Genomic DNA, 19,684 nt, shown 5'->3' with positions numbered 1-19,684 from the left:
TTTTAAATTCTGCCTCATTGCTTGGCATCAATTAGTAGAGAGGTTTTATACAACGTCTTTACTAATTGATGCCTACTACAATCCTATTCTACCCCCTCAATCCGATCTTCCACCTCCTGATACAACTCGCGCAAGCGATCCAAATTACTCTCCGAAGTCTCCCAATAACCCCGGCCATTCACCTCAAGCAAAGTGCTGACAATCTTGCGGAACGAATGAGGATTCAGATTCAGCAAACGCTTCTGCATCTCCGCATCTTCGATAAAAGTGGTGTTGACATCCTCATACACCCAATTATCCACCGCGCCCGCAGTCGCACTCCATCCAGTCGTATTCACCAGACGCTTAGAAATCTCCCGCACGCCCTCATATCCGTGCGATAACATCCCCTCGTACCACTTCGGATTCAGCAGCTTAGTCCGCGAATCTAAACGCACGGTTTCTGATAGCGTCCGCACCTGCGCGTTGGCTGTTGTCGTATCAGCAACAAAGGATGTTGGTTGCTTCCCGTCGGCCCGCAAACTGCCGATCAATTTAGTCGGATCGGAATCGAAATAGTGCGACACGTCGGTTAGCGAAATCTCCGCAGAATCTAAGTTTTGGAAGGTGACATCAGCAGTTTTTAAGGATGACTCAAAAATCTGCCTGTCTTGTTCCATAGTTCCCGGATTGTCGGAAGAAAAGGCGAAGGATTTGCGGGTTAAATACATTTCCTGCAACTCGGCTTCGCTTTCCCAAGTGCTGTTTTCTACCGCCAAGTTGATGTTAGATGAATAGGAACCAGAAGCATTGGAAAACACGCGGGTTGCTGCTTGGCGCAAATTGATTCCCATTTCTTCCGCTTGCTTCAAGGCGTGTTTGCGGACGAAGTTCATTTCTAAAGGTTCGTCGGCTTCCGCTGCCATTTTCACGGCTTTATCTAACAAATTCATTTGGTTGATGAACAAGTCGCGGAATACGCCAGAACAGTTAATTACTACGTCGATTCGAGGCCGTCCCAACTCTTCTAAAGACAGCAATTCCAGTTTGTTTACCCGGCCCAAAGCATCGGGTACTGGCTTGACTCCCACCATCCACATTACTTGGGCGAGGGATTCGCCGTAAGTCTTGATGTTGTCGGTTCCCCAGAGCACAACGGCGATGGTTTCGGGATAGTTTCCGCCGTTATCGGTGCGCTGTCTTTCTAATAGTCTGTCAACGACAACTTTAGCAGACTTCACCGCACCCGTCGTCGGGATTGACTGCGGATCTAAAGCGTGCATATTCTTGCCAGTCGGCAAAACATCCGGGTTGCGAATCGGATCGCCGCCGGGCCCGGGGATAATGTATTCGCCTTCTAGGGCGCGCAACAAAGCGCCTAATTCGTTGTCGGCACAAACTTGCTGCAAGCAGAATTCCAGATACTCAAACAGCGGTTTAATCGGTTCTGGATCGACTTTTTTGTAACCGGCTGCGTGCAAGGCATCAATCCAAGGTGTTTTCTTGCCCATGTTGAAGAAATTCAACTTGGAAACTAGGGAAACTCGGCCTTCAGCGTCGGTTTGTTCCTTCACCAAAGCGCTGACTGCATCCCGACAGGCTAGGGTGATGTTTTGCAGCAATTCGACATCAACTAAAATGCCTTTGTCGCTGTTAGTGTAAACTTCTTCGATATCGCGTCCCAGACTGTTAGCGATAATTCGCGGTAAGCTGATCAAGTTGTCTTCTTCGCGATCTAAATTGGCGATATTTACTAAAGTTGCGATCGCCTCTTCGGCAGTTGGCGGCTTACCGATAATATGCAAACCGCAAGGTAACAACCGCGATTCAATCTCCATCAACTTGCGGTAAACCAAGCCAACTAAATTGTCCCGTTCCTGGGCAGTCATCCCCGCAGCAACCCCTCTTTCCTGTTCGGGAGGTAGGTCAATATCTTTGTCTAAATTGACCAAACGGCATTTTTCGACGATCGCATCCACAATCGGCACACCGCGCCCAGTCTCTTTCAAAGTTTGATAGGAAGCAATTAACTCGCTGAGTTCCTGCAAACCTTTGTACAACCCAGCATTTTCAGCCGGAGGAGTCAGATAACTGATTGTTTCAGCATAACTGCGGCGCTTAGCAATTGTTGCCTCACTAGGATTATTAGCAGCGTAATAATAGAGGTTAGGAATCTTGCCGATCAAACTGTCAGGATAACAATCGACAGACATTCCCATCTGCTTACCGGGCATGAATTCTAGGGAACCGTGAGTGCCGAAGTGCAGCACCGCATCCGCACCCCAAATGCGCTCCAAATATGTGTAGTAAGCAGCAAAACCGTGGTGCGGGCTGGCGGAACGAGAGAATAACAACCGCATCGGATCGCCTTCGTATCCAAAAGTAGGTTGCACTCCGATAAACACATTGCCAAAATGTTTGCCGTAAATTAGCAAATTTTGTCCGTCGCTGTTCAAATGTCCCGGAGGCGGGCCCCAATTTTCTTGCAATCGTTCCGAGTAAGGAGTGAATTCTTCATACTCAGCTACGGACATCCGGTGAGCAATATTTAACTCAGGACTTTGGTATTGGGCTGTGGCGTCGTGGATGACTTCTTGCATCAGCTTTTCGGCAGATTCCGGCAGTTCTGGCAAGTCGTAACCGTTGCCTTTTAGGGCTTTCAATACTTCGTAAATTGAGCCGAAAACGTCGAGGTAAGCGGCTGTTCCGACGTTGCCTTTATCGGGAGGAAAACTGAAAACTGTGATCGCAACTTTCTTATCTAATTTTGGTTTGCGGCGCAGCATTGCCCATTTCATGGCACGCTGGGAAATTGCTTCGATTCGGTCTTGTAGGGCGATCGCCTTGCCAGTTGCGCCATCTCTTCCCGACAAAATAATCGGTTCGATCGCACCATCCAACTCAGGAATGGCAACCTGCAAAGCAACTTGAATCGGGTGCAAGCCCAAATCGCTATTTTCCCACTCTTCCGTCGTTTGGAAAACCAGCGGCAAAGCCACCATATAAGGGCAATTGAGCTTTTTCAAAGTATCGATAGCCTTTGGGTGATCTTGTTTCGCCGGGCCACCTACCAAAGCAAAACCAGTCAGAGAAACTACCGCATCAACTATCGGCAGAGGTGTAACACCTTTGGCCCCGACTTCCAAGAAAAAAGTCTCAACTGGTTTAGAGAAGTCCAAACCGCCGGCAAAAATCGGCAAAACCCGCGCCCCCATTGCCTCAAATTCCTGCACGATTGCGACGTAGTGCGCGTCATCTCCGGTAACTAAGTGAGTGCGCTGCAACACTAAACCGATGCAGAGTGCGAGGGGGTCTTTGAGGTCTGCGGAAATATCTGTGCGGGCATTATACCAGTTCAGATATCCTTTGACATCCTCAAACATTCCTGGTGCCAAGGGATGCCAAATCCCCATATCTGGGTAGACAACCGGTTCTTGAAAACTTAGCTGTTCCTGGCCTTTGAAGACATATTTATGGGACAGCATCAGCAGGAAGTTTTCCAAGTTTTCTTGGGAACCGCCCAGCCAATACTGGAAACTCAGCATAAAGTTGCGGGCATCTTGGGCTTTGTCGATCGGCAAATATTTCAGCACTTTCGGCAAAGTTTGCAGCAGTTTCAGCATTCCGTCTTGGAAGGAACTCCCGGATTTTTCCTTCCGTTTTTTCATGAATTCGCCGATCGCGCTTTTGCTTTGTCCCAACTGCGCCATCGAGAAACTGCCCATTTTATTCAGGCGCATCACCCCCGGCATCGACGGGAAGACAACGGCGACATCCAAGCTGTCGCGCAGCGGTTCTACAGCCGCTACCACTTTTTCGGCCAAATCTTCGATAAAAATTAGAGAAGCAATAAATACGTTGGCATCGGCCACATCCCGCTTGAAGGCCTCGTAATTTTCCGGGCTGCGGAGTTCCTCGATCAGGTAGCCGCTGATTTCTATTGCCAGATTCGGATTTTTGTTATTTATCGCTCGAACCGCTGCCGACAGGGCGCTTTGATACTGCGGTTCTAGTACGACATAGACCACCTTCATGAGCGATCGCCCCTGCAAGTTTTCCGGCACGACGTGGCGAATGGTGGGCTTGACGTGAGTGAACATCCGGTTAGGCTCCTTTAAGATGCTGTTTTCGGCAATCGGGAATTTTTTTATCCCATAAGCATTTTTACCAGAAAACGCTTGCCATTGGGCGATTTGAGCCTGCACATGACACAATTCGACAAATTTATGACGATTTTTCGTTACATTATTTGACAAATTCCTTGAGCAAACACTCCAAATTTTATTAGTAAATCTTTACTTGACAGAAAAACAAATATATGAATTCATAAAATATGATAAAAAAATAAACGATAGACCAATCTTTGAGAAAAACGCTCCTGACCAAGGTTCCAAAGTTTGTAGAACTAATTAAACTGGCGATCGAGCAATTAATCAAATGCAGAAAAAAATCAGTTCCGAATCTGCAATTTTCCGTTCTGATGAGTTCCGCATGAGAAAATTTATATATTGGTCGGGAACTTAAAACAGTTTCATAAATTCAGTATTGTATAAGTTCCCGATCCGCGATCGATCGCCAGCGAAATTAATTGCTTTTTATTGTCAGGCTCATCAAAACCCTAGGGGGAAAACATGGCTAACTACGCAATTTTCGACGAACAATACTACCTAGCTCAATATCCTTGGGTCAAACCCGCCATTGATGCAGGAATCATCAAATCCGGCAAAGAACACTTTGAAAAATACGGTCAAGCCGGCGGCTTAACTAAAATATCGCGGTATTTTGACGAAGCTACTTACCTCGCCGCCAACCCAGACCTTCAACCCTTCGTCCGCACAGTCAATCCCAACGCACCTTTTGCAACCGGTCTCGATCACTTTATTCAATTCGGCTACGATGAAGGACAGCGCCGGGCCTCCGTATCTCCCGAATACAACGAAAGCTTTTATTTAGCAAACAACTCAGAACTGCAACCGTTTATTCAGAACGGAACTTTCAAATCTGGGTATCAGCATTTCATTCAATTTGGCGCAAAAGAAGGTCGTTTTGGAACTTCATTTTTTGAACCGGAATACTTAAAGAAAAATCCTGATATTGTGCCATTTGTCAACTCGGGAAATTTGAAAACCGGTCGGGAACACTTCTTCAATTTCGGCAAAAACGAACCCAGCCGGTCTGCGACTTTTGTTGGCAGCCGCAGCAACGATGTCATCACTGGTGCGGGCGCAGGAAATGCCGAACTTATCGGAGTGGAAGTAGGCATCGATCGCAACGGGAACCGGCAGTATGAAAGCTTTGGCACCAATGAATTCGATGTGCTGACCGGCAGTCCGGGCATTGATACATTCGTCCTCGGAGTTCCAGCAGCAGCCCAGAATCCCTCCGCGACACCCCTGTATACGGGTAACGGTCAAGCTACAATTCGGAACTTCGACATAGAAAACGATTTGATCCAACTGCAAGGAAATTCTTTAAACGACGGCTACACTCTGAATCCCGTTGGCAACAATTTATCAATCCAGCGTTTTGGAGATGTGCTGGGCGTGATTGAAGGAGGTGCAACTTTGGGTTTGACTTTCCAAGAATCTAACGGTAACGGTACTTTCTTAATTGGTTAGTCATTAGTCATTAGTCATTGGTCAGTAGTCATTAGTCATTAGTTAGTAGTCAGTAGGGGCAGTTCCCCGTGCGGGCCGTCTTAGTAGTGATTAGTGATTAGTCATCAGTCATCAGTCACTAGCTAATGCTGTTGATTGATGACTTTTGATTGGTTGGGCAATTGTGCCGTAAAATAGTTTGATCGATCGCACTTTTTATTCTTACTTAAAAAAGCAAAAATGAATTACGATATCTTTGACGAACAATACTACCCGTCGCTTTGACACGATCGCTGTTATTGAAGGCGGCGCAAATGTCAAGTTGAATTTATTACCACAACTTAATGGTTCTCTACTTCTACTTGGGTAGAAATCTCGAAGCTATTGGGGATTTGGCTGATTGTTGCTGGGGAGTGCGATCGCTAATTGAGCTTTAATGAGATTAGACAATGAAAAAAAAATCACCCGATAGGGTGATTGTCTCAATTCCAGATGATTGATAAATTGCACAAACAGCCAATTAAAGCCGCAGGAGGAAAACATGGCTAACTACGCAATTTTTGACGAAAAATACTACCTTTCTCAATATCCTTGGGTCAAGCCAGCAATTGACACAGGAGTTATCAAATCTGGACAAGAACACTTTGAAAAATACGGTCAAGCCGGCGGCTTAACTAAAGTATCGCGGTATTTTGACGAAGCTACCTACCTGGCTGGCAACCCAGACATCGCTGCCTTAGTCCGCACCCCCAACAACCCAAACGCTCCTTTTGCGACCGGGCTAGACCACTTTATCCAATACGGTTACGAAGAAGGTCGCACTCGCGTATCGCCTGAGTATGACGAAGCGTTTTATGTAGCAAATAACCGACAGTTGCAGCCGTTTATTCAGAATGGAACTTTTAAAAATGGCTACCAGCATTTCATTGAATTCGGCATCGAAGACGGTCAGTTTGGGACTTCATTTTTTGAAACAGAATACTTACAAAAAAATCCCGATGTTCGGCCGTTTGTCGAATCGGGAGCCTTGAAAACTGGTCGGGAACACTACTTCAATTTCGGCAAAAACGATCCTAGCCGCTCTGCGACTTTTATCGGAAGTTCCGGGAATGACATGATTGCCGGTGCTGGGGTGGGAAATACCGAATTAATTGGAACTGAAGTAGGTTTACGTACAGGTAATGGCTTTGGCGAGGGCCGAGTGTATGAAGGTGACGGCAGCAATGAATTCGATACTCTCATTGGCGGTAGCGGCCGCGATAAATTCGTACTCGGAGACCTTATAGAAGGCAGTAAGGGGAATCCGGCCGGAACCGCAACATTCTATATCGGGCCGGGTTTTGCGACAATTCGGAACTTTACGAAAGGTGAGGATAGCATCCTGCTAGGAGATAATTTATCACCTTTCTCAGATCAATTCTTGATATTGCCGATCAACAACAATCGAGATTTAGCTATCCAAACGAACGGCTTGTTCGTCTCCCGTCCAGATGGAAGTCCGGGAATTAGTAGCTTTGACACGATCGCTGTTATTGAAGGTGGCGGAAATCTCAGTTTGAATGTATTACCAGAATCTACTGTTTTTAGATTTTTACTTGGCTAGAAATCTCTAAGCTATTGGGCATTTGGCTGATTGTTGCTGGGGAGTGCGATCGCTAATTGAGCTTTAATGAGATTAGACACTGAAAAAAAAATCACCCTATAGGGTGATTTTCTCAGTTCCAGATGATTGATAAATTGCATAAACCGCTATTTAAAGCCGCAGTATAAAAACATGGCTAACTACGCAATTTTTGACGAACAATACTACCTTTCGCAATATCCTTGGGTTAAACCTGCCATTGATGCAGGAATCATCAAATCTGGGAAAGAACACTTTGAAAAGTTCGGTCAAGCTGGCGGCTTAACCAAAGTATCGCGGTACTTTGACGAAGAAACTTATCTAGCTCAAAATCAAGATATTGCTCCCTTGGTTCGCACCCCAAACAATCCAAACGCGCCTTTTGCTTCAGGTTTAGACCACTTTGTTCAGTTTGGCTACGAAGAAGGTCGCACCCGCGTATCGCCTGACTACGACGAAGTTTTTTATTTAAAACGTCATCCGGAGATAACTCCATTCGTGGACAACGGAACTTTTAAATCTGGGTTTCAGCATTTTATCAAATTCGGAAAAACAGAAGGTAGGTACGGCACAAGTTTCTTTGAACCGCGTTACTTGCGAGACAACCCTGATGTGGCCGCAGTTGTGGAGGCTGGAGGTTTAAAAACCGGGCGAGAACACTATCTCAAATTCGGGCAATTCGAGGCAAATCGCTCTGCAATTTTTACTGGAACCAACGGAAACGATATCGTAACTGGCTTTCAAACAGGTAAAAATCAAATCAATGGACTTCAGGTGGCTTTATCCAAGAATATATTTACTCCCAATAGCTATGAAACTGTGAAATTCCAGGAATCCACCAGGGAGTTTTTCATTTCTACCAGTGAATTCGATACCCTGATTGGCACTCCCGGCTCTGATTACTTCGTTCTGGGTGATGTTTTTCCTAACAATCGACCGAGTTTGATTGGCCCAATTACATTCTATATAGGTAACGGCGAAGCAACAATTGTCAATTTTGAAAAAGGTAAGGATTTTATCCAGCTTGCAGGGAGTTTGGATCCCTTTAACATATTTCCGTCAGGTGGAGACTTAATCATCGAAAAATTGGGAGACACAATTGCCAAAATTCTGGGCGGTGCAAATCTAAATCTGAAACGGGTTTACATCGTAAATCCTTTCAATATTCCTGACATAGGTTATGTATTTCTCGGCTAGAAAGCAATTAATACTAACGAGAAACCCGATCGCTCCCAGCAACCGGGTTTCTCAACAACTAAGCCCGATCGCCCTTGCCTATTCCGGCAACTCGCCAAAGCGATCGCGGTATCTAACTACCAATTCTTCAGCCGTCAAATACCTGCTACCTCTTTCATCAAACCAATACAAAACTTCTAACTGCCTTTCTCCCTCCCTATATCGACCTCGACCAATGCCTAAACCCACTTCCGGCATCCAAAAAGGTTTGCCAATTTGTTGTTCGTACTCGCCGTTTATCGTTTGGCAAACTTCAAACGGTTGATCGAGTTTTGATTTTCGTTATCCACAGGAGTATCATCCGAAGAAGGAAGCTCGGCACCGGTTGGCAAACGCATTTCTCGATCGAGTGGTACCATGATATAAAAATGGCAAATTTATTAATTAATTGTATCATCCAGAAACCGGATTTATTCAATTAACCCGGCTTCTAAGTCTTTAATATATATCTTGGAAAAGTCAAATTCACCCCCCGCAAGTCCCCCCTCCCGCGGGGGGAAACAAGAAATAATCTTGCCTCCTCCCCGCGAGTTCGGGGAGGGTTGGGGTGGGGTGCACTGTATTTTTGCAAAAGTTCTAATGCCGATCGCGCGCCAGCTTCAAAACCTCAACCACATCTTGATGATGTTCCGAAGATGCCCAAATTAAAGCAGTCCAAGTATTATTATCCTTAGCTTTAATATCAGCACCCGCCTCCAGCAAAACCTGCACAACATCAGCGCGCCCGCTACCCGCCGCACTCATCAAAGCCGTCAAACCAAAATTAGTTTTAGCATTCACATCCGCCCCCGCATCCAGCAAAAGCTGTACAATCTCGCTATGTCCGGCAGCAGCGGCACTCATTAACGGCGTCCACCCGTCATTATCCTGACTGTTAGCATCCGCGCTTGCTGCGAGGATTTTTTTGACAATTTCAGCGTTGCCAGCCTCAGCCGCAGCGGTCAAAGCCGTCGCGCCTTCGCCATCTTTGGCGTTGATATCTGCGCGTTGTTCGATCGCACTTTCCACAGCCACAATATCACTCATCTTGACGGCATCAATTAAATCGGTCATAAATTCTCCGTTGTATCCTTTCAAATATTAAATCCTATGGCAGTCGATATTTTAATCCTCTCCAACGGGCCCGGAGAATTAGCAACTTGGGTGCGTCCCGCCGTGCAAGCATTGCGCCAGCAATTGGCAAACAGCGGCACAGAAGCCCGAATCTCGGTAGTGCTGTCCCCCTGTCCGCACGCCACGGGGAAAGAAGCACAAATCGCATCTTCCTATCCAGAAGTGGACAGAGTGCAAGCACCGGAGCATTTTTTTTCATTCCTATTATCGGGCAAAACTGCCCAAAATTGGGATTGGCACGAAACCGGAGTTGTTTTATTTTTAGGTGGCGACCAATTTTTTACAGTTGTTATTGGCAAAAGGCTAAAATATCGCACTGTTACTTATGCGGAATGGGACGCGCGGTGGTATCGCTGGATTGATAAGTTTGGGGCGATGAAACCGGAAGTTTTTGCTAAAGTTCCGAAAAAATATGCTGATAAATTTACGGTTGTGGGAGATTTGATTGCAGAAGTAGGCGATCGCCAATCGGAGGCAAAAGACGGCGCACCGCCCCCACGGGAAATAGAATTAATTGGATTGTTACCGGGTTCTAAGGCGGCGAAATTAGCTTTAGGTGTGCCTTTATGTTTGGCGATCGCCCAATCCATCCACCGCATCCGACCTCAAACACGCTTTGTAATTCCGGTTGCGCCTACCATAGATGTGCAAACTATAGCAGGTTTTGCCGACCCAAAACAAAATCCTTGCCTGCATTTATTTGACAGCGCCAGCGCCGAACTGCATTTAACAGAATCGCCGTTTTTGCAGACAGCAAATAACTTAAAAATAGAACTTTGGACTGAGACTCCAGCTTATGATTTACTATCGGAATGCAGTTTGTGTTTGACTACTGTGGGGGCGAATACTGCGGAATTGGGTTCCTTAGCTGTACCGATGATTGTGTTGATTCCGACGCAGCAGTTGGATGCGATGAAGGCTTGGGATGGTTTGCCGGGATTGCTGGCAAATTTGCCGTTAGTCGGTTCTGTTTTTGCGACGGCGATTAATTGGGCAATCTTGCAATTGGGGAAGGGAAAACTTTATGCTTGGCCGAATATTTGGGCTGGGGAGGAGATTGTGCCGGAGTTAATCGGGCGGCTGGAAGCGGATGCTGTGGCGGATTTGGCGATCGACTATTTGAGCCATCCTGATAAATTAGCACGAATGGGCGATCGTTTGCGTGCAGTTCGAGGAGAATCCGGTGCCGCGAAAAAAATTGCTGAATTGGTTTGTCAAGAAATTGAGGTGCAATAATCAATAAAACCTTGTAAATATCGTAGGGTGCGGATCTATCAACCATCTCCAAATAAACTCGAAAATTTGGCAGCGACGCACCTTACAAAAATAGCTTAACCTTGTAAATATTGTAGGGTGCGTCGCTATCCACCATCTCCAAATAAACTCGAAAATTTGGCAGCGACGCACCTTACAAAAATAGTTTAACCTCGATCGTGCTTAGCAATCACCCAAACAGCGTGGATCGTACCCGGAAACAAGAAAAAACAGCTTAGAACCAGGTTGATCCAAAAATCTCTGCCGATGCCGACAGTCAAAAATACGCCTAGAGGGGGAACAAAAATTGCAGCGAGTAGGCGAATTAAATTGCTCATCTCAGTTACTCCAAACGACTTTTCTCTTTCAATTTAGCTTCACTGACTGACAGAACCTTTCCCGAAAAACTTAGGCGGTGCTGCCATAGTGTAAACTTCGGTTTCCTCGGCGATTACCCGCCGCAAGTGACCGGGAACTTGCATCAACCCCAACAGTGTAATCCCATCCAACATCCGCAACCCGCCGGTTGTTTTTTCGGCCAGTATTTTGTCGGTAACTTCGGGTTCTGGCCGCGTGTTTATTTCCTGGCTTGAAGCTATGGCAAAACCCCAAGGAGCTCCGTAGGTAGAAATAAAGCTGGTGCAGGATTGAACGTTGGGAAATACCGATTTCAGGGTGTTGACGATGCGGGCGTGCATTTTCATTTCTGCCGGAGAAACGGGGCCCGCTTGTACTACAAAATATCCGTCAGGTGACAGTATTTTGCGGACTTTCTCAAAATACTCCTTGGTAAATAACTGAAAAGATGGGCCTTCTTCAATAGGATCTGACAAGTCAGAAATGACAATATCCCAATCGCTGTCGGTATTGTCTAAATAATCCAAGGCGTCGCCGATTACTACTTCGCAGCGCGGGTCGTCAAAGGCATTTTGGTGCATTTCTGGCAGGTGTTCGCGGCAAGCTTCTACTACTTCGCCGTCAATGTCGATCATCACGACTTTTTCGACTGTTTTCCAGCGCAGCACTTCTCTAATTGTAGCTCCTTCTCCGCCGCCGAGCACGAGCACTTTTTTGGGCGAACCGTGAGCAATCATGGCTGGGTGCACGAGGGGTTCGTGGTAGAGAAACTCGTCGCCGGTACAAGATTGCCATTTGCCGTCCAAAACTAAGCCTTTGCCGTAGGTACCGGTCTGAACTACGTACATTTCTTGATAGGCAGTTTTCTTGTAAGCGAGGACGCTGATGATGCCGTGAACGTAAATATCCCAGGGGGTAATGTACTCGCTCATCCAAAAGTCTGCACGAACTTCGCTACCTGACATCAATTACTCTCCAAATATAGAATGCTGTCTCGATGTTGTCACAAGTAGTATTTCTTAGCACAAAATGGTGCGGGTGCGTAAGTGCGATCGACACACAAGAGTGAAATTTCTCAGCAATCGTATAGTGTGATTGCGTTCTGGGAGATAGGGCACTTGGCTCGTTAGTTGAGATTGCTTGTGGTCGATCGCCCTGGGCGGCTTTTGTACAAATCTTGTCACTCATCTGGCAATTTTTCACGCCCTGGCCCTCCGACAAATGCGCGATCCTCTCGAATGCAAGCAACCCTTGCGGAGTGCGGTGCGATCGACCCCGGGCGATCGCAACGGGAACGATGGCGAGTGCAGGGATGAAAAACTGCGATCGGTTTTAACTTGCTTTGTTGTTAATCTCTTGACATTTTCAATGAATATTAGATAAGATTTTTAGGTCGAGCAAAATAAAGGAGTTATTAATTTTATCAACAAAAATGCCAGAGCGAGCTGCGACTAAATTATAAGTAAGTTAAGCGTGCAACTCAAATTCACAATCTAACTTTTGTGAGATTATTTTTGGGTTTAAAGTAATAGCAAATGGAACCAACAGACTGGGAAAATGCAATTAAAAATGTTGAAGATGAAAATTTAAGCTTGCGACAAAAATTAGAAATTTCGGAAACCGAACGCAGCCTACTAGAACTCCAGAATCAAGAAAAAGAATTTTTGCTAAAAACAGTTACTCAAGAATTTCTCGATTCAGAAAATAAATTAAAAGCAAGAATGTCTCAACTAGAAAAAGCTCTGGAAAATCAGCAAGCAATGCAGATCAAATTGATCGAAGCTGAAAAAATGTCGGCTTTGGGGATTTTGGTGGCTGGTATAGCTCACGAAATCAACAATCCAGTCAACTTTATCTATGGCAATATTACCTATGTCAATGACTACACTGGCGACATTTTAAAATTACTCGAAATGTACCAGAGTAGGTATCCAGAAACTGATACGGAGATTGAGGATTTTATTGAAGAGATTGACCTGAACTTTCTGCGGGAAGATTTGTTAAAAACTCTTTCGTCAATGAAAGTTGGCTCCGAACGCATCCGCGAAATTGTGCTGACTTTACGCAATTTTGCGCGGGTTGACGAAGCTGAAAAGAAACCTGTTAATATTCACGAAGGAATTGACAGCACTTTGTTGATTTTGCAGAACTCAACTAAGGAAAAACCGGATTGTAAAGCTATTAAAATTGTTAAAAATTATGGGCATCTACCGAAAGTAGAATGTTATCCAGGACAATTGAATCAGGTATTTATGAATATCATTAATAATGCTATTGATGCGCTGCGGGAGCAAGAAAAAAACCGATCGCCAGAAGAGATGGAAGCCAACCCCAGCCAAATTGAAATTACTACTTCTAGTCTTGCAGAAGATTGGGCTAAAATTAGCATCAAGGATAATGGTATGGGAATGGATGAAGTTGTAAAAGGGAAAATCTTCGATCCGTTTTTTACAACTAAACCAGTGGGGCACGGGACTGGTTTGGGGCTGTCAATTAGTTATCAAATTGTGGTGGACAAACACGGCGGGAGGTTGGATTGCATATCTGCAGTGGGAGAAGGGACTGAGTTTGCGATCGAGATTCCGATCGTCGCCAAACCCCGAAGTTAAGGCGGTAGGGGGGCTTTCGACTTCGTGAGCGGGTAAAGAGGGGGAGAGGGGGAGAGGGGGAGAGGGGGAGAGGGGAAGAGGGGGAGAGGGGAGAGGGGGAGAGGGGGAGATGGGGATATGGGGAGAGGGAGAGGGGGAGAGGGGGAGAGGGGGAGTTCACTGGTTCTCTGGCTCTGCTTGGGAACCTATATCACTCTTGCTCTGCCTCGACACAGAGTTAGGGAGGCAGAGCCTGCGGATCTGCGTTACCAGGAAGAGCTTGGTAACGAGTAAAACGAGTAAAATATAGGTTCTGTCTAAGTCTCGATCGACTGCGGTAAACTGAGGGATAATCAAAACGCCCTTTGATTGCGGCTCCTCCTAGTTTGATGTGCAACCCTATGTCTACTGTCACTTTTGGTTTATCAACCCCTGCAGCCGCAGAGCCGGGGGCATCCTACGATAGCAACCAAGCGCCCCAGCGCCCCAGCGCGCCAGCAGAGTGGATCGAGGTGTTGGTGGACTCTCCTTTCAGGGGCGCGGGGGACTTGCCGGGGGAGGAAAACAAACTATTTACCTATCGCTTACCAGCCCAATTGAACGTGCAGCCGGGGGATATTTTGAGCGTACCCTTTGGCAGTCAACAGGTAGGGGCGATCGCCATTCGGTTCGTTTCTCAACTGCCAACCGACTTAGATCCGGCGCGGGTGAAAGATGTCGAAGATATTGTCACTACGGGATTTTTTCCGGCTAGTTATTGGCAACTACTAGAACGAGTATCTACTTATTATTGCACGCCATTAATTCAAGTAATTAGAGCTTCGCTACCGCCCGGTTTATTAAGCCGTTCTGTGCGCCGCATTCGCTTAATTAAAGAAGCTATTTCTCCCAATGCCGAAACATTTCTAAATCCCGCTGCTAGTCAAATATTGCAATTGCTGCAAGCTCAAAAAAACGGCGATTACACTTGGAAATATCTTCAGGGACAAGTCAAGGGAAGCTATCGGGGATTGCGAGATTTGTTGAAACGGGGTTGGGTAGAAAGTTATATAGAGCCGCCCAATCCTCCCAAAGCACAATTCAAACCGGCAGTGACATTAATTCCTAGCGCCTTTGTTGTAGATTTAACCAAGCGACAACAAGAAGTATTAGAAGTTTTGCGGCTGGGCGGCGGTGAAATGTGGATGAACGATTTGCTGAGAATTTGCAGTACGAGTTCCTACGTTGTCAAAAAATTGGCAGAAAAAGGTTGTATTGTGATCGATCAAAGGGAAGTGCTCAGGGCCGATCGCGCAATTGCTCAATTACCCGATGCGCCGAAAAATTTAACTCATTTTCAAGCTGAAGCTTTAGCGTTTATTAACAGTTTTTCGGGATTCCGTCAAGTGCTGCTGCACGGCGTTACAGGTTCCGGGAAGACTGAAGTGTATTTGCAGGCGATCGCCCCAATCCTAGCCAGCGGCAAATCCGCCCTCGTGCTCGTCCCCGAAATCGGGTTGACACCGCAACTTACAGACAGATTCCGCGCCCGTTTTGGCGAGCAAATTTGCGTGTACCACAGCGCCCTATCCGACGGCGAACGTTACGATACATGGCGGCAGATGCTCGCTGGAACCCCGCAAATTGTCATCGGCACGCGATCGGCCATTTTTGCACCATTGCCTCACCTCGGCTTAATTATCCTCGATGAAGAACACGACAGCAGCTTCAAACAAGACCAACCAGCGCCCTGTTACCACGCCCGCACTGTTGCCAAATGGCGCGCGGAATTAGAAAATTGTCCCTTAATTTTAGGTTCTGCAACGCCAGCCTTAGAGACATTAGTGGGGACGCGCCGAGATTATCACTCGTTACCAACTATCCATTATTTATCATTACCAACTCGCATTTATTCCCGCCCGATGCCGCCCGTGGAAGTAGTCGATATGCGGCAAGAATTGCGGCAAGGAAATCGTTCAATTTTCAGCACTTCCCTGCAAAACGCCCTGGAACAATTGCAAGCAAAACAACAGCAAGGTATTCTATTTATTCACCGCCGAGGACACAGTACCTTTGTCTCTTGTCGGAGTTGCGGCTACGTGATGGAATGCCCGAATTGCGATGTTTCGCTTTCCTATCACCACGTCGGCGAAGGAACCGCAGAAATATTGCGCTGTCACTACTGCAACCACACGGAACGACACCCTCAAAACTGTCCAGATTGCAGTTCTCCTTACTTCAAAAACTTCGGCAGTGGCACCCAGCGAGTGGAACAGGAATTAACCAGATTGTTTCCCGAATTGCGGGGGATTCGGTTTGATAGCGACACTACTAGAAATAAGGGCGACCACCGCAGATTGTTAACTCAATTTGCGAAGGGGGAAGCTGATATTTTGTTGGGGACGCAAATGCTGACGAAAGGGTTAGATTTAGCAGGAGTCACGTTGGTAGGAGTTGTGTCTGCTGATGGGTTGCTGAATTTATCGGATTATCGGGCCAGCGAACGGGCTTTTCAAACATTAACTCAAGTGGCGGGCCGTGCGGGGAGAGGTGACGATCCGGGGCGGGTAATTATCCAAACTTACACTCCCGAACATCGGGTAATTCAAGCGGTGAGGCGGCATGAATATGCGGGTTTTGTGGAGACGGAATTAGCAGAAAGGGCGCTGTTGAATTATCCACCTTCGGGGCGGTTGGTTTTGTTGCGGTTGAGTAGTGTTGATGCGGCGGAAGTTGCGGTGACTGCGGTACAGTTGGCGTCTGTTTGTCAACAGTATATCGATCGACTTTCGGTGACTGGCTGCGAGATGTTGGGGCCTGCGCCGGCGGCGATTATGCGGGTGGCGAATCGCTATCGGTGGCAGATTTTGCTGAAGTTACCTGTGGATGAGTCTGTGGATTTGTCGGATTTGATCGGGTTGCGCGATTCCCTTCGGGATAGCTTCGCTTCACGCACTTCGCGTTCTGTTAGTCTAACTATTGATGTCGATCCGTTGAATTTTGGTTGATTGGTGGTGGAAAAGATAAGACGGCGGTTGAAACCTGAAGAAAACAACGTAATTTAAACTGCCGGGTATTCAACCCGCGTCGGCGGGTTTTGTCTGTATAGATGCGGTTTCAACCGCCCGGTCTTCTTTGCAATACCAGTGCGATCGCCCATTGATCAAAAATACATGATATCACAATCCTTCCGGGCAGGGTTCACCAACAATCCTTCATTCCCACCAACAATTGAAAAAAACCGCCTCGCCCAACCAACAATTTAAATGTACATTGGATTTATTGTAACAATCTAAATTGTGAATGGTCAACCGCAGATTAAGACTGATTAACGCCGATGCAATTGCGAACTTCAATCGTCTTGCAAGTTAATCTTGCTTGAGTTTAACCATAAAGAAGCCGTCCATTTGATATTTGTGTGGCCAAACTTTCACCCATCCTTCGGGTGATGGCTGTACAGGTAAATCAATGGTTGGCGGTTCGATTTGCCAGTGAGGATTGTTGTCTAAGAACGATCGCACAACTTGTTCGTTTTCTAAGGGATGAATCGTGCAAGTTGCATAAACTAATACGCCGCCGGACTTGACAAATTTCGCTGCATTTGCTAATAATTCTGATTGCAGTTGGGATTGTTGTTGAATGTTTTCAGGTGTGTGCCGCCAGCGGGCGTCGGCGCGGCGGTGGAGGGTTCCGAGGCCGGAACAAGGTGCGTCTAATAAAACTCTGTCTGCTAGGTTGATAAATTCTGGGAATTGGCGGCTGTCTCCGGTATGAATTTTGATAGATTTCATCTGGAGTCTGTCTGCATTTTCTTTAAGTTTTTTGAGTCTGCTGGCGGTTTTGTCGCAGGCGTAAATAGTGCCTGTATCCTGCATTAATTCGGCGCTGTGGGTGGTTTTCCCTCCTGGGGCCGCGCAGGCATCGATGATGATTTCTCCAGGCTGTGGATCGAGTAAATGGGTGACTAATTGAGCGCTGCTGTCTTGGATTGTCCACCAACCTTCTCTATATCCGGGGAGGTTTTTAATTGCGCCGGTGCTGCTATTTAGTCTTAATGCTTGGGGTAAGTTGGGGATTCTGCTAGTTGAGATGTTGCAAGCTGTGAAGGCGGCTTCGATTTGGGCGATCGAGCTTTTTAAGGGATTTATTCTTAGGTCAATTTTGGGAGATTTGTTGAACCATTCACAGAGTTGTTCGGTTTCGGTTTCGCCTATTTGTTCGATCCACAATTTGACAATCCAGTCGGGGAAGCTGTGCAGAATTCCTAGGCGTTCGATTTGATTTTCCGGTAATGTTAGGAAATTCAAACTCCCCCTAGCCCCTTCTTGGTAAGGGGGGGGATTTGATGTGGTTTCAGTCTCTGGTTGCTGAGGGGAATTCGGAATACTCTTAGCCCCTTCTTCTAGGGGTAATGGATGGTGCGTGCGGGCCCCGCTTGAGGGGGTTAAACGGATGTATTGTCGCAGCAAACCGTTGACAAAACTGCTGAGTCCTGAAAATCCGTTTTCTTTTGCTAGTTGAACGGTGGTGTTGACGGCGGCGGAGGGGGGGATGTGGTTGAGATATTGCAGTTGATATAAGCCTAAATGTAGGATGGTGCGGATGTCTGGCGGTTGTTGGGAGGATTTTTTTGTTGCTAGTTTGTCGATGATAAAGTCGATCGACCGCATTCTCCTGACGCTACCGTAAACTAACTCTGTGACTAAACGCCGATCGAGGTCGTTGAGTTGAGAATTGCCTAAAGTGCGATCGAGGGCGGCATCTGCAAACGCACCTCGGCGGTGGACTTCGCGGAGTGCGAGAAAGGCTATTTGGCGCGGATTTTGCATGGCTGGTTGGTTGATATGTCAAGTTATTATAGGTTGTCTGAGGATTGAAAGCGTTGTTTTCACAAGATGAAACGAGGTTGATGTTAAGTGTATAATGTAAATAACTGCTTATTTATTTGACTATTTCGAGTTTCTATACCTGTAGTAAAAGGTGATTTCTGATGACTCAAATATCTGTAAAAAGTACAAGAAATATTGAGCAACCAACTCCTGCTGATGACGATGCGAGTATTCTGCAGCTGGAAAATGGCGATCGGCTTTCACGACCTGGATTTCACGATCGCTATCTCGCCATGCCGCAGGTCAAGAAAGCCGAATTAATTGAAGGAATTGTGTATATGCCATCCCCAGTACGTCACAGAAGCCACGGTAAACCCCATGCTGCGATTACTGGATTGTTGTTGAATTACCAAGTGGCAACACCAGGGGTAGATTTAGGGATTGAAACTACTGTATTTTTAGATTTAGAAAATGAACCGCAGCCCGACGCTTTGCTGCGAATTGAGAATGGAGGAAATTCGCGAATTACTGATGATGATTACGTGCAAGGTGCGCCAGAATTGATTGTAGAAATAGCTGCAAGTACAGCATCTAAGGATTTGCATGATAAGAAAAATGCTTATCGGCGAAATGGGGTGCAGGAGTATATGGTTTGGCAGATTAACAAACAACGTTTGCATGGGTTTAGGTTGGAAAAAGGCAACTATGTTTCTATCCAACCGGATGATAATGGTGTTATTTGCAGTAGAGTTTTTCCGGGTTTGTGGTTGGCTGTACCGGCTTTGTTTTCGGGAGATTTGGCGGAGGTGATGGCGGTTTTGCAGGAGGGGATTAATTCGCCGGAACACGCGGAGTTTGTTGGGATTTTGTCGGGAGAGTCGGGAAAGGGCGATTGAAATCAGTATAGACGTGGTTTCAACCGCTGTCTTGTTTGTTCAAATTTCGTCGGGATTGATGCCCATTTCTCGCAATTTGTCGGAAAGGCGATCGGCTTTTTGTCGTTGTTCTTCCATTTGTTGCTGTTAGTGTTTTTTTGGGTGAAGTTGACACCAACGGTTCTAATCGTTTCCCTACTCTATGGCACTATTCCTATTACCTGCAATCTACAGATTCTCCGATATTTTCAGCGGG

General features: G+C 46.4%; 15 protein-coding genes. 8 read left to right on the top strand and 7 right to left on the bottom strand.

Going from position 1 to position 19,684, the window contains the following annotated elements; all coding sequences use genetic code 11:
• Positions 1–83: 83 nt before the first annotated feature.
• Positions 84–4,079 carry a magnesium chelatase subunit H gene (locus tag QT998_RS06080; protein WP_194068141.1) on the bottom strand — a complete coding sequence of 1,332 codons (3,996 nt, stop codon included), beginning with the start codon at positions 4,077–4,079 and terminating at the stop codon, positions 84–86.
• Between the two features lie 531 nt (positions 4,080–4,610).
• Here QT998_RS06080 and QT998_RS06075 point away from each other — a divergent pair.
• The 3 genes from QT998_RS06075 to QT998_RS06065 all read left to right on the top strand — a co-directional run bounded on the left by QT998_RS06075 (position 4,611) and on the right by QT998_RS06065 (position 8,394).
• Positions 4,611–5,597, top strand: a complete 987-nt coding sequence (locus QT998_RS06075) for a calcium-binding protein (protein ID WP_333114692.1) — start codon at positions 4,611–4,613, stop codon at positions 5,595–5,597.
• 520 nt (positions 5,598–6,117) lie between these two features.
• Positions 6,118–7,179, top strand: coding sequence for a calcium-binding protein (locus tag QT998_RS06070; protein WP_333114690.1), 1,062 nt, complete (start codon positions 6,118–6,120; stop codon positions 7,177–7,179).
• A 171-nt stretch (positions 7,180–7,350) separates the two neighbouring features.
• Positions 7,351–8,394 carry a calcium-binding protein gene (locus QT998_RS06065; RefSeq protein ID WP_333089087.1) on the top strand — a complete coding sequence of 348 codons (1,044 nt, stop codon included), beginning with the start codon at positions 7,351–7,353 and terminating at the stop codon, positions 8,392–8,394.
• A 78-nt stretch (positions 8,395–8,472) separates the two neighbouring features.
• Here the strand turns inward: QT998_RS06065 and QT998_RS06060 are convergent, their stop codons facing one another.
• The 3 genes from QT998_RS06060 to QT998_RS06050 form a co-directional block, all read right to left on the bottom strand.
• Positions 8,473–8,631 (bottom strand): hypothetical protein, encoded by a 159-nt coding sequence (locus QT998_RS06060; protein WP_333089088.1) that lies wholly within the window; start codon positions 8,629–8,631, stop codon positions 8,473–8,475.
• A 38-nt stretch (positions 8,632–8,669) separates the two neighbouring features.
• Positions 8,670–8,792, bottom strand: coding sequence for a hypothetical protein (locus tag QT998_RS06055; protein WP_333089089.1), 123 nt, complete (start codon positions 8,790–8,792; stop codon positions 8,670–8,672).
• A 217-nt stretch (positions 8,793–9,009) separates the two neighbouring features.
• Positions 9,010–9,486, bottom strand: coding sequence for an ankyrin repeat domain-containing protein (locus QT998_RS06050; RefSeq protein WP_333089090.1), 477 nt, complete (start codon positions 9,484–9,486; stop codon positions 9,010–9,012).
• A 36-nt stretch (positions 9,487–9,522) separates the two neighbouring features.
• Here QT998_RS06050 and QT998_RS06045 point away from each other — a divergent pair, with 36 nt between their 5' ends.
• Positions 9,523–10,782, top strand: a complete 1,260-nt coding sequence (locus tag QT998_RS06045; RefSeq protein WP_333089092.1) for a lipid-A-disaccharide synthase — start codon at positions 9,523–9,525, stop codon at positions 10,780–10,782.
• A 185-nt stretch (positions 10,783–10,967) separates the two neighbouring features.
• Here QT998_RS06045 and QT998_RS06040 read toward each other — a convergent pair whose 3' ends face one another.
• Both QT998_RS06040 and QT998_RS06035 read right to left on the bottom strand, forming a co-directional pair.
• Positions 10,968–11,138, bottom strand: a complete 171-nt coding sequence (locus QT998_RS06040; protein ID WP_333089093.1) for a YqaE/Pmp3 family membrane protein — start codon at positions 11,136–11,138, stop codon at positions 10,968–10,970.
• Positions 11,139–11,177: 39 nt separating this feature from the next.
• A complete protein-coding gene (locus QT998_RS06035; RefSeq protein WP_333089096.1) occupies positions 11,178–12,122 on the bottom strand; it encodes a fused MFS/spermidine synthase in 945 nt (314 codons plus the stop codon).
• A 175-nt stretch (positions 12,123–12,297) separates the two neighbouring features.
• Between QT998_RS06035 and QT998_RS06030 the strand changes: the two genes are divergently transcribed.
• The 3 genes from QT998_RS06030 to priA all read left to right on the top strand — a co-directional run bounded on the left by QT998_RS06030 (position 12,298) and on the right by priA (position 16,732).
• Positions 12,298–12,540 (top strand): hypothetical protein, encoded by a 243-nt coding sequence (locus QT998_RS06030; RefSeq protein WP_333089097.1) that lies wholly within the window; start codon positions 12,298–12,300, stop codon positions 12,538–12,540.
• Between the two features lie 152 nt (positions 12,541–12,692).
• Positions 12,693–13,766, top strand: coding sequence for a sensor histidine kinase (locus QT998_RS06025; RefSeq protein WP_333114689.1), 1,074 nt, complete (start codon positions 12,693–12,695; stop codon positions 13,764–13,766).
• A gap of 380 nt (positions 13,767–14,146) precedes the next feature.
• On the top strand, positions 14,147–16,732 hold the full coding sequence (gene priA, locus QT998_RS06020; RefSeq protein WP_333117842.1) for a primosomal protein N': 2,586 nt from the start codon (positions 14,147–14,149) through the stop codon (positions 16,730–16,732).
• 360 nt (positions 16,733–17,092) lie between these two features.
• Here the strand turns inward: priA and QT998_RS06015 are convergent, their stop codons facing one another.
• Positions 17,093–18,553, bottom strand: coding sequence for a 16S rRNA (cytosine(967)-C(5))-methyltransferase (locus QT998_RS06015; RefSeq protein WP_333089103.1), 1,461 nt, complete (start codon positions 18,551–18,553; stop codon positions 17,093–17,095).
• Positions 18,554–18,714: 161 nt separating this feature from the next.
• Between QT998_RS06015 and QT998_RS06010 the strand changes: the two genes are divergently transcribed.
• Positions 18,715–19,449, top strand: coding sequence for a Uma2 family endonuclease (locus QT998_RS06010; RefSeq protein ID WP_333089105.1), 735 nt, complete (start codon positions 18,715–18,717; stop codon positions 19,447–19,449).
• The last annotated feature ends 235 nt before the right edge of the window (positions 19,450–19,684 follow it).

The organism is Microcoleus sp. S1D4 (assembly GCF_036700765.1).
Taxonomy (GTDB): Bacteria; Cyanobacteriota; Cyanobacteriia; order Cyanobacteriales; family Microcoleaceae; genus Microcoleus.
Note: the sequence above shows the minus strand (reverse complement) of the source record. Positions and strands in the feature narration are given on the sequence as shown.

Excerpts from the sequence above, each read along its gene's own strand:
- QT998_RS06055 (WP_333089089.1), bottom strand. The coding sequence starts at position 8,792 with ATGGTACCACTCGATCGAGAAATGCGTTTGCCAACCGGTGCCGAGCTT.
- QT998_RS06075 (WP_333114692.1), top strand. The coding sequence starts at position 4,611 with ATGGCTAACTACGCAATTTTCGACGAACAATACTACCTAGCTCAATAT.
- QT998_RS06025 (WP_333114689.1), top strand. The coding sequence starts at position 12,693 with ATGGAACCAACAGACTGGGAAAATGCAATTAAAAATGTTGAAGATGAA.
- QT998_RS06070 (WP_333114690.1), top strand. The coding sequence starts at position 6,118 with ATGGCTAACTACGCAATTTTTGACGAAAAATACTACCTTTCTCAATAT.
- QT998_RS06065 (WP_333089087.1), top strand. The coding sequence starts at position 7,351 with ATGGCTAACTACGCAATTTTTGACGAACAATACTACCTTTCGCAATAT.
- QT998_RS06080 (WP_194068141.1), bottom strand. The coding sequence starts at position 4,079 with ATGTTCACTCACGTCAAGCCCACCATTCGCCACGTCGTGCCGGAAAAC.
- QT998_RS06045 (WP_333089092.1), top strand. The coding sequence starts at position 9,523 with ATGGCAGTCGATATTTTAATCCTCTCCAACGGGCCCGGAGAATTAGCA.
- QT998_RS06010 (WP_333089105.1), top strand. The coding sequence starts at position 18,715 with ATGACTCAAATATCTGTAAAAAGTACAAGAAATATTGAGCAACCAACT.
- QT998_RS06050 (WP_333089090.1), bottom strand. The coding sequence starts at position 9,486 with ATGACCGATTTAATTGATGCCGTCAAGATGAGTGATATTGTGGCTGTG.
- QT998_RS06015 (WP_333089103.1), bottom strand. The coding sequence starts at position 18,553 with ATGCAAAATCCGCGCCAAATAGCCTTTCTCGCACTCCGCGAAGTCCAC.
- priA (WP_333117842.1), top strand. The coding sequence starts at position 14,147 with ATGTCTACTGTCACTTTTGGTTTATCAACCCCTGCAGCCGCAGAGCCG.
- QT998_RS06060 (WP_333089088.1), bottom strand. The coding sequence starts at position 8,631 with ATGCCGGAAGTGGGTTTAGGCATTGGTCGAGGTCGATATAGGGAGGGA.
- QT998_RS06035 (WP_333089096.1), bottom strand. The coding sequence starts at position 12,122 with ATGTCAGGTAGCGAAGTTCGTGCAGACTTTTGGATGAGCGAGTACATT.
- QT998_RS06040 (WP_333089093.1), bottom strand. The coding sequence starts at position 11,138 with ATGAGCAATTTAATTCGCCTACTCGCTGCAATTTTTGTTCCCCCTCTA.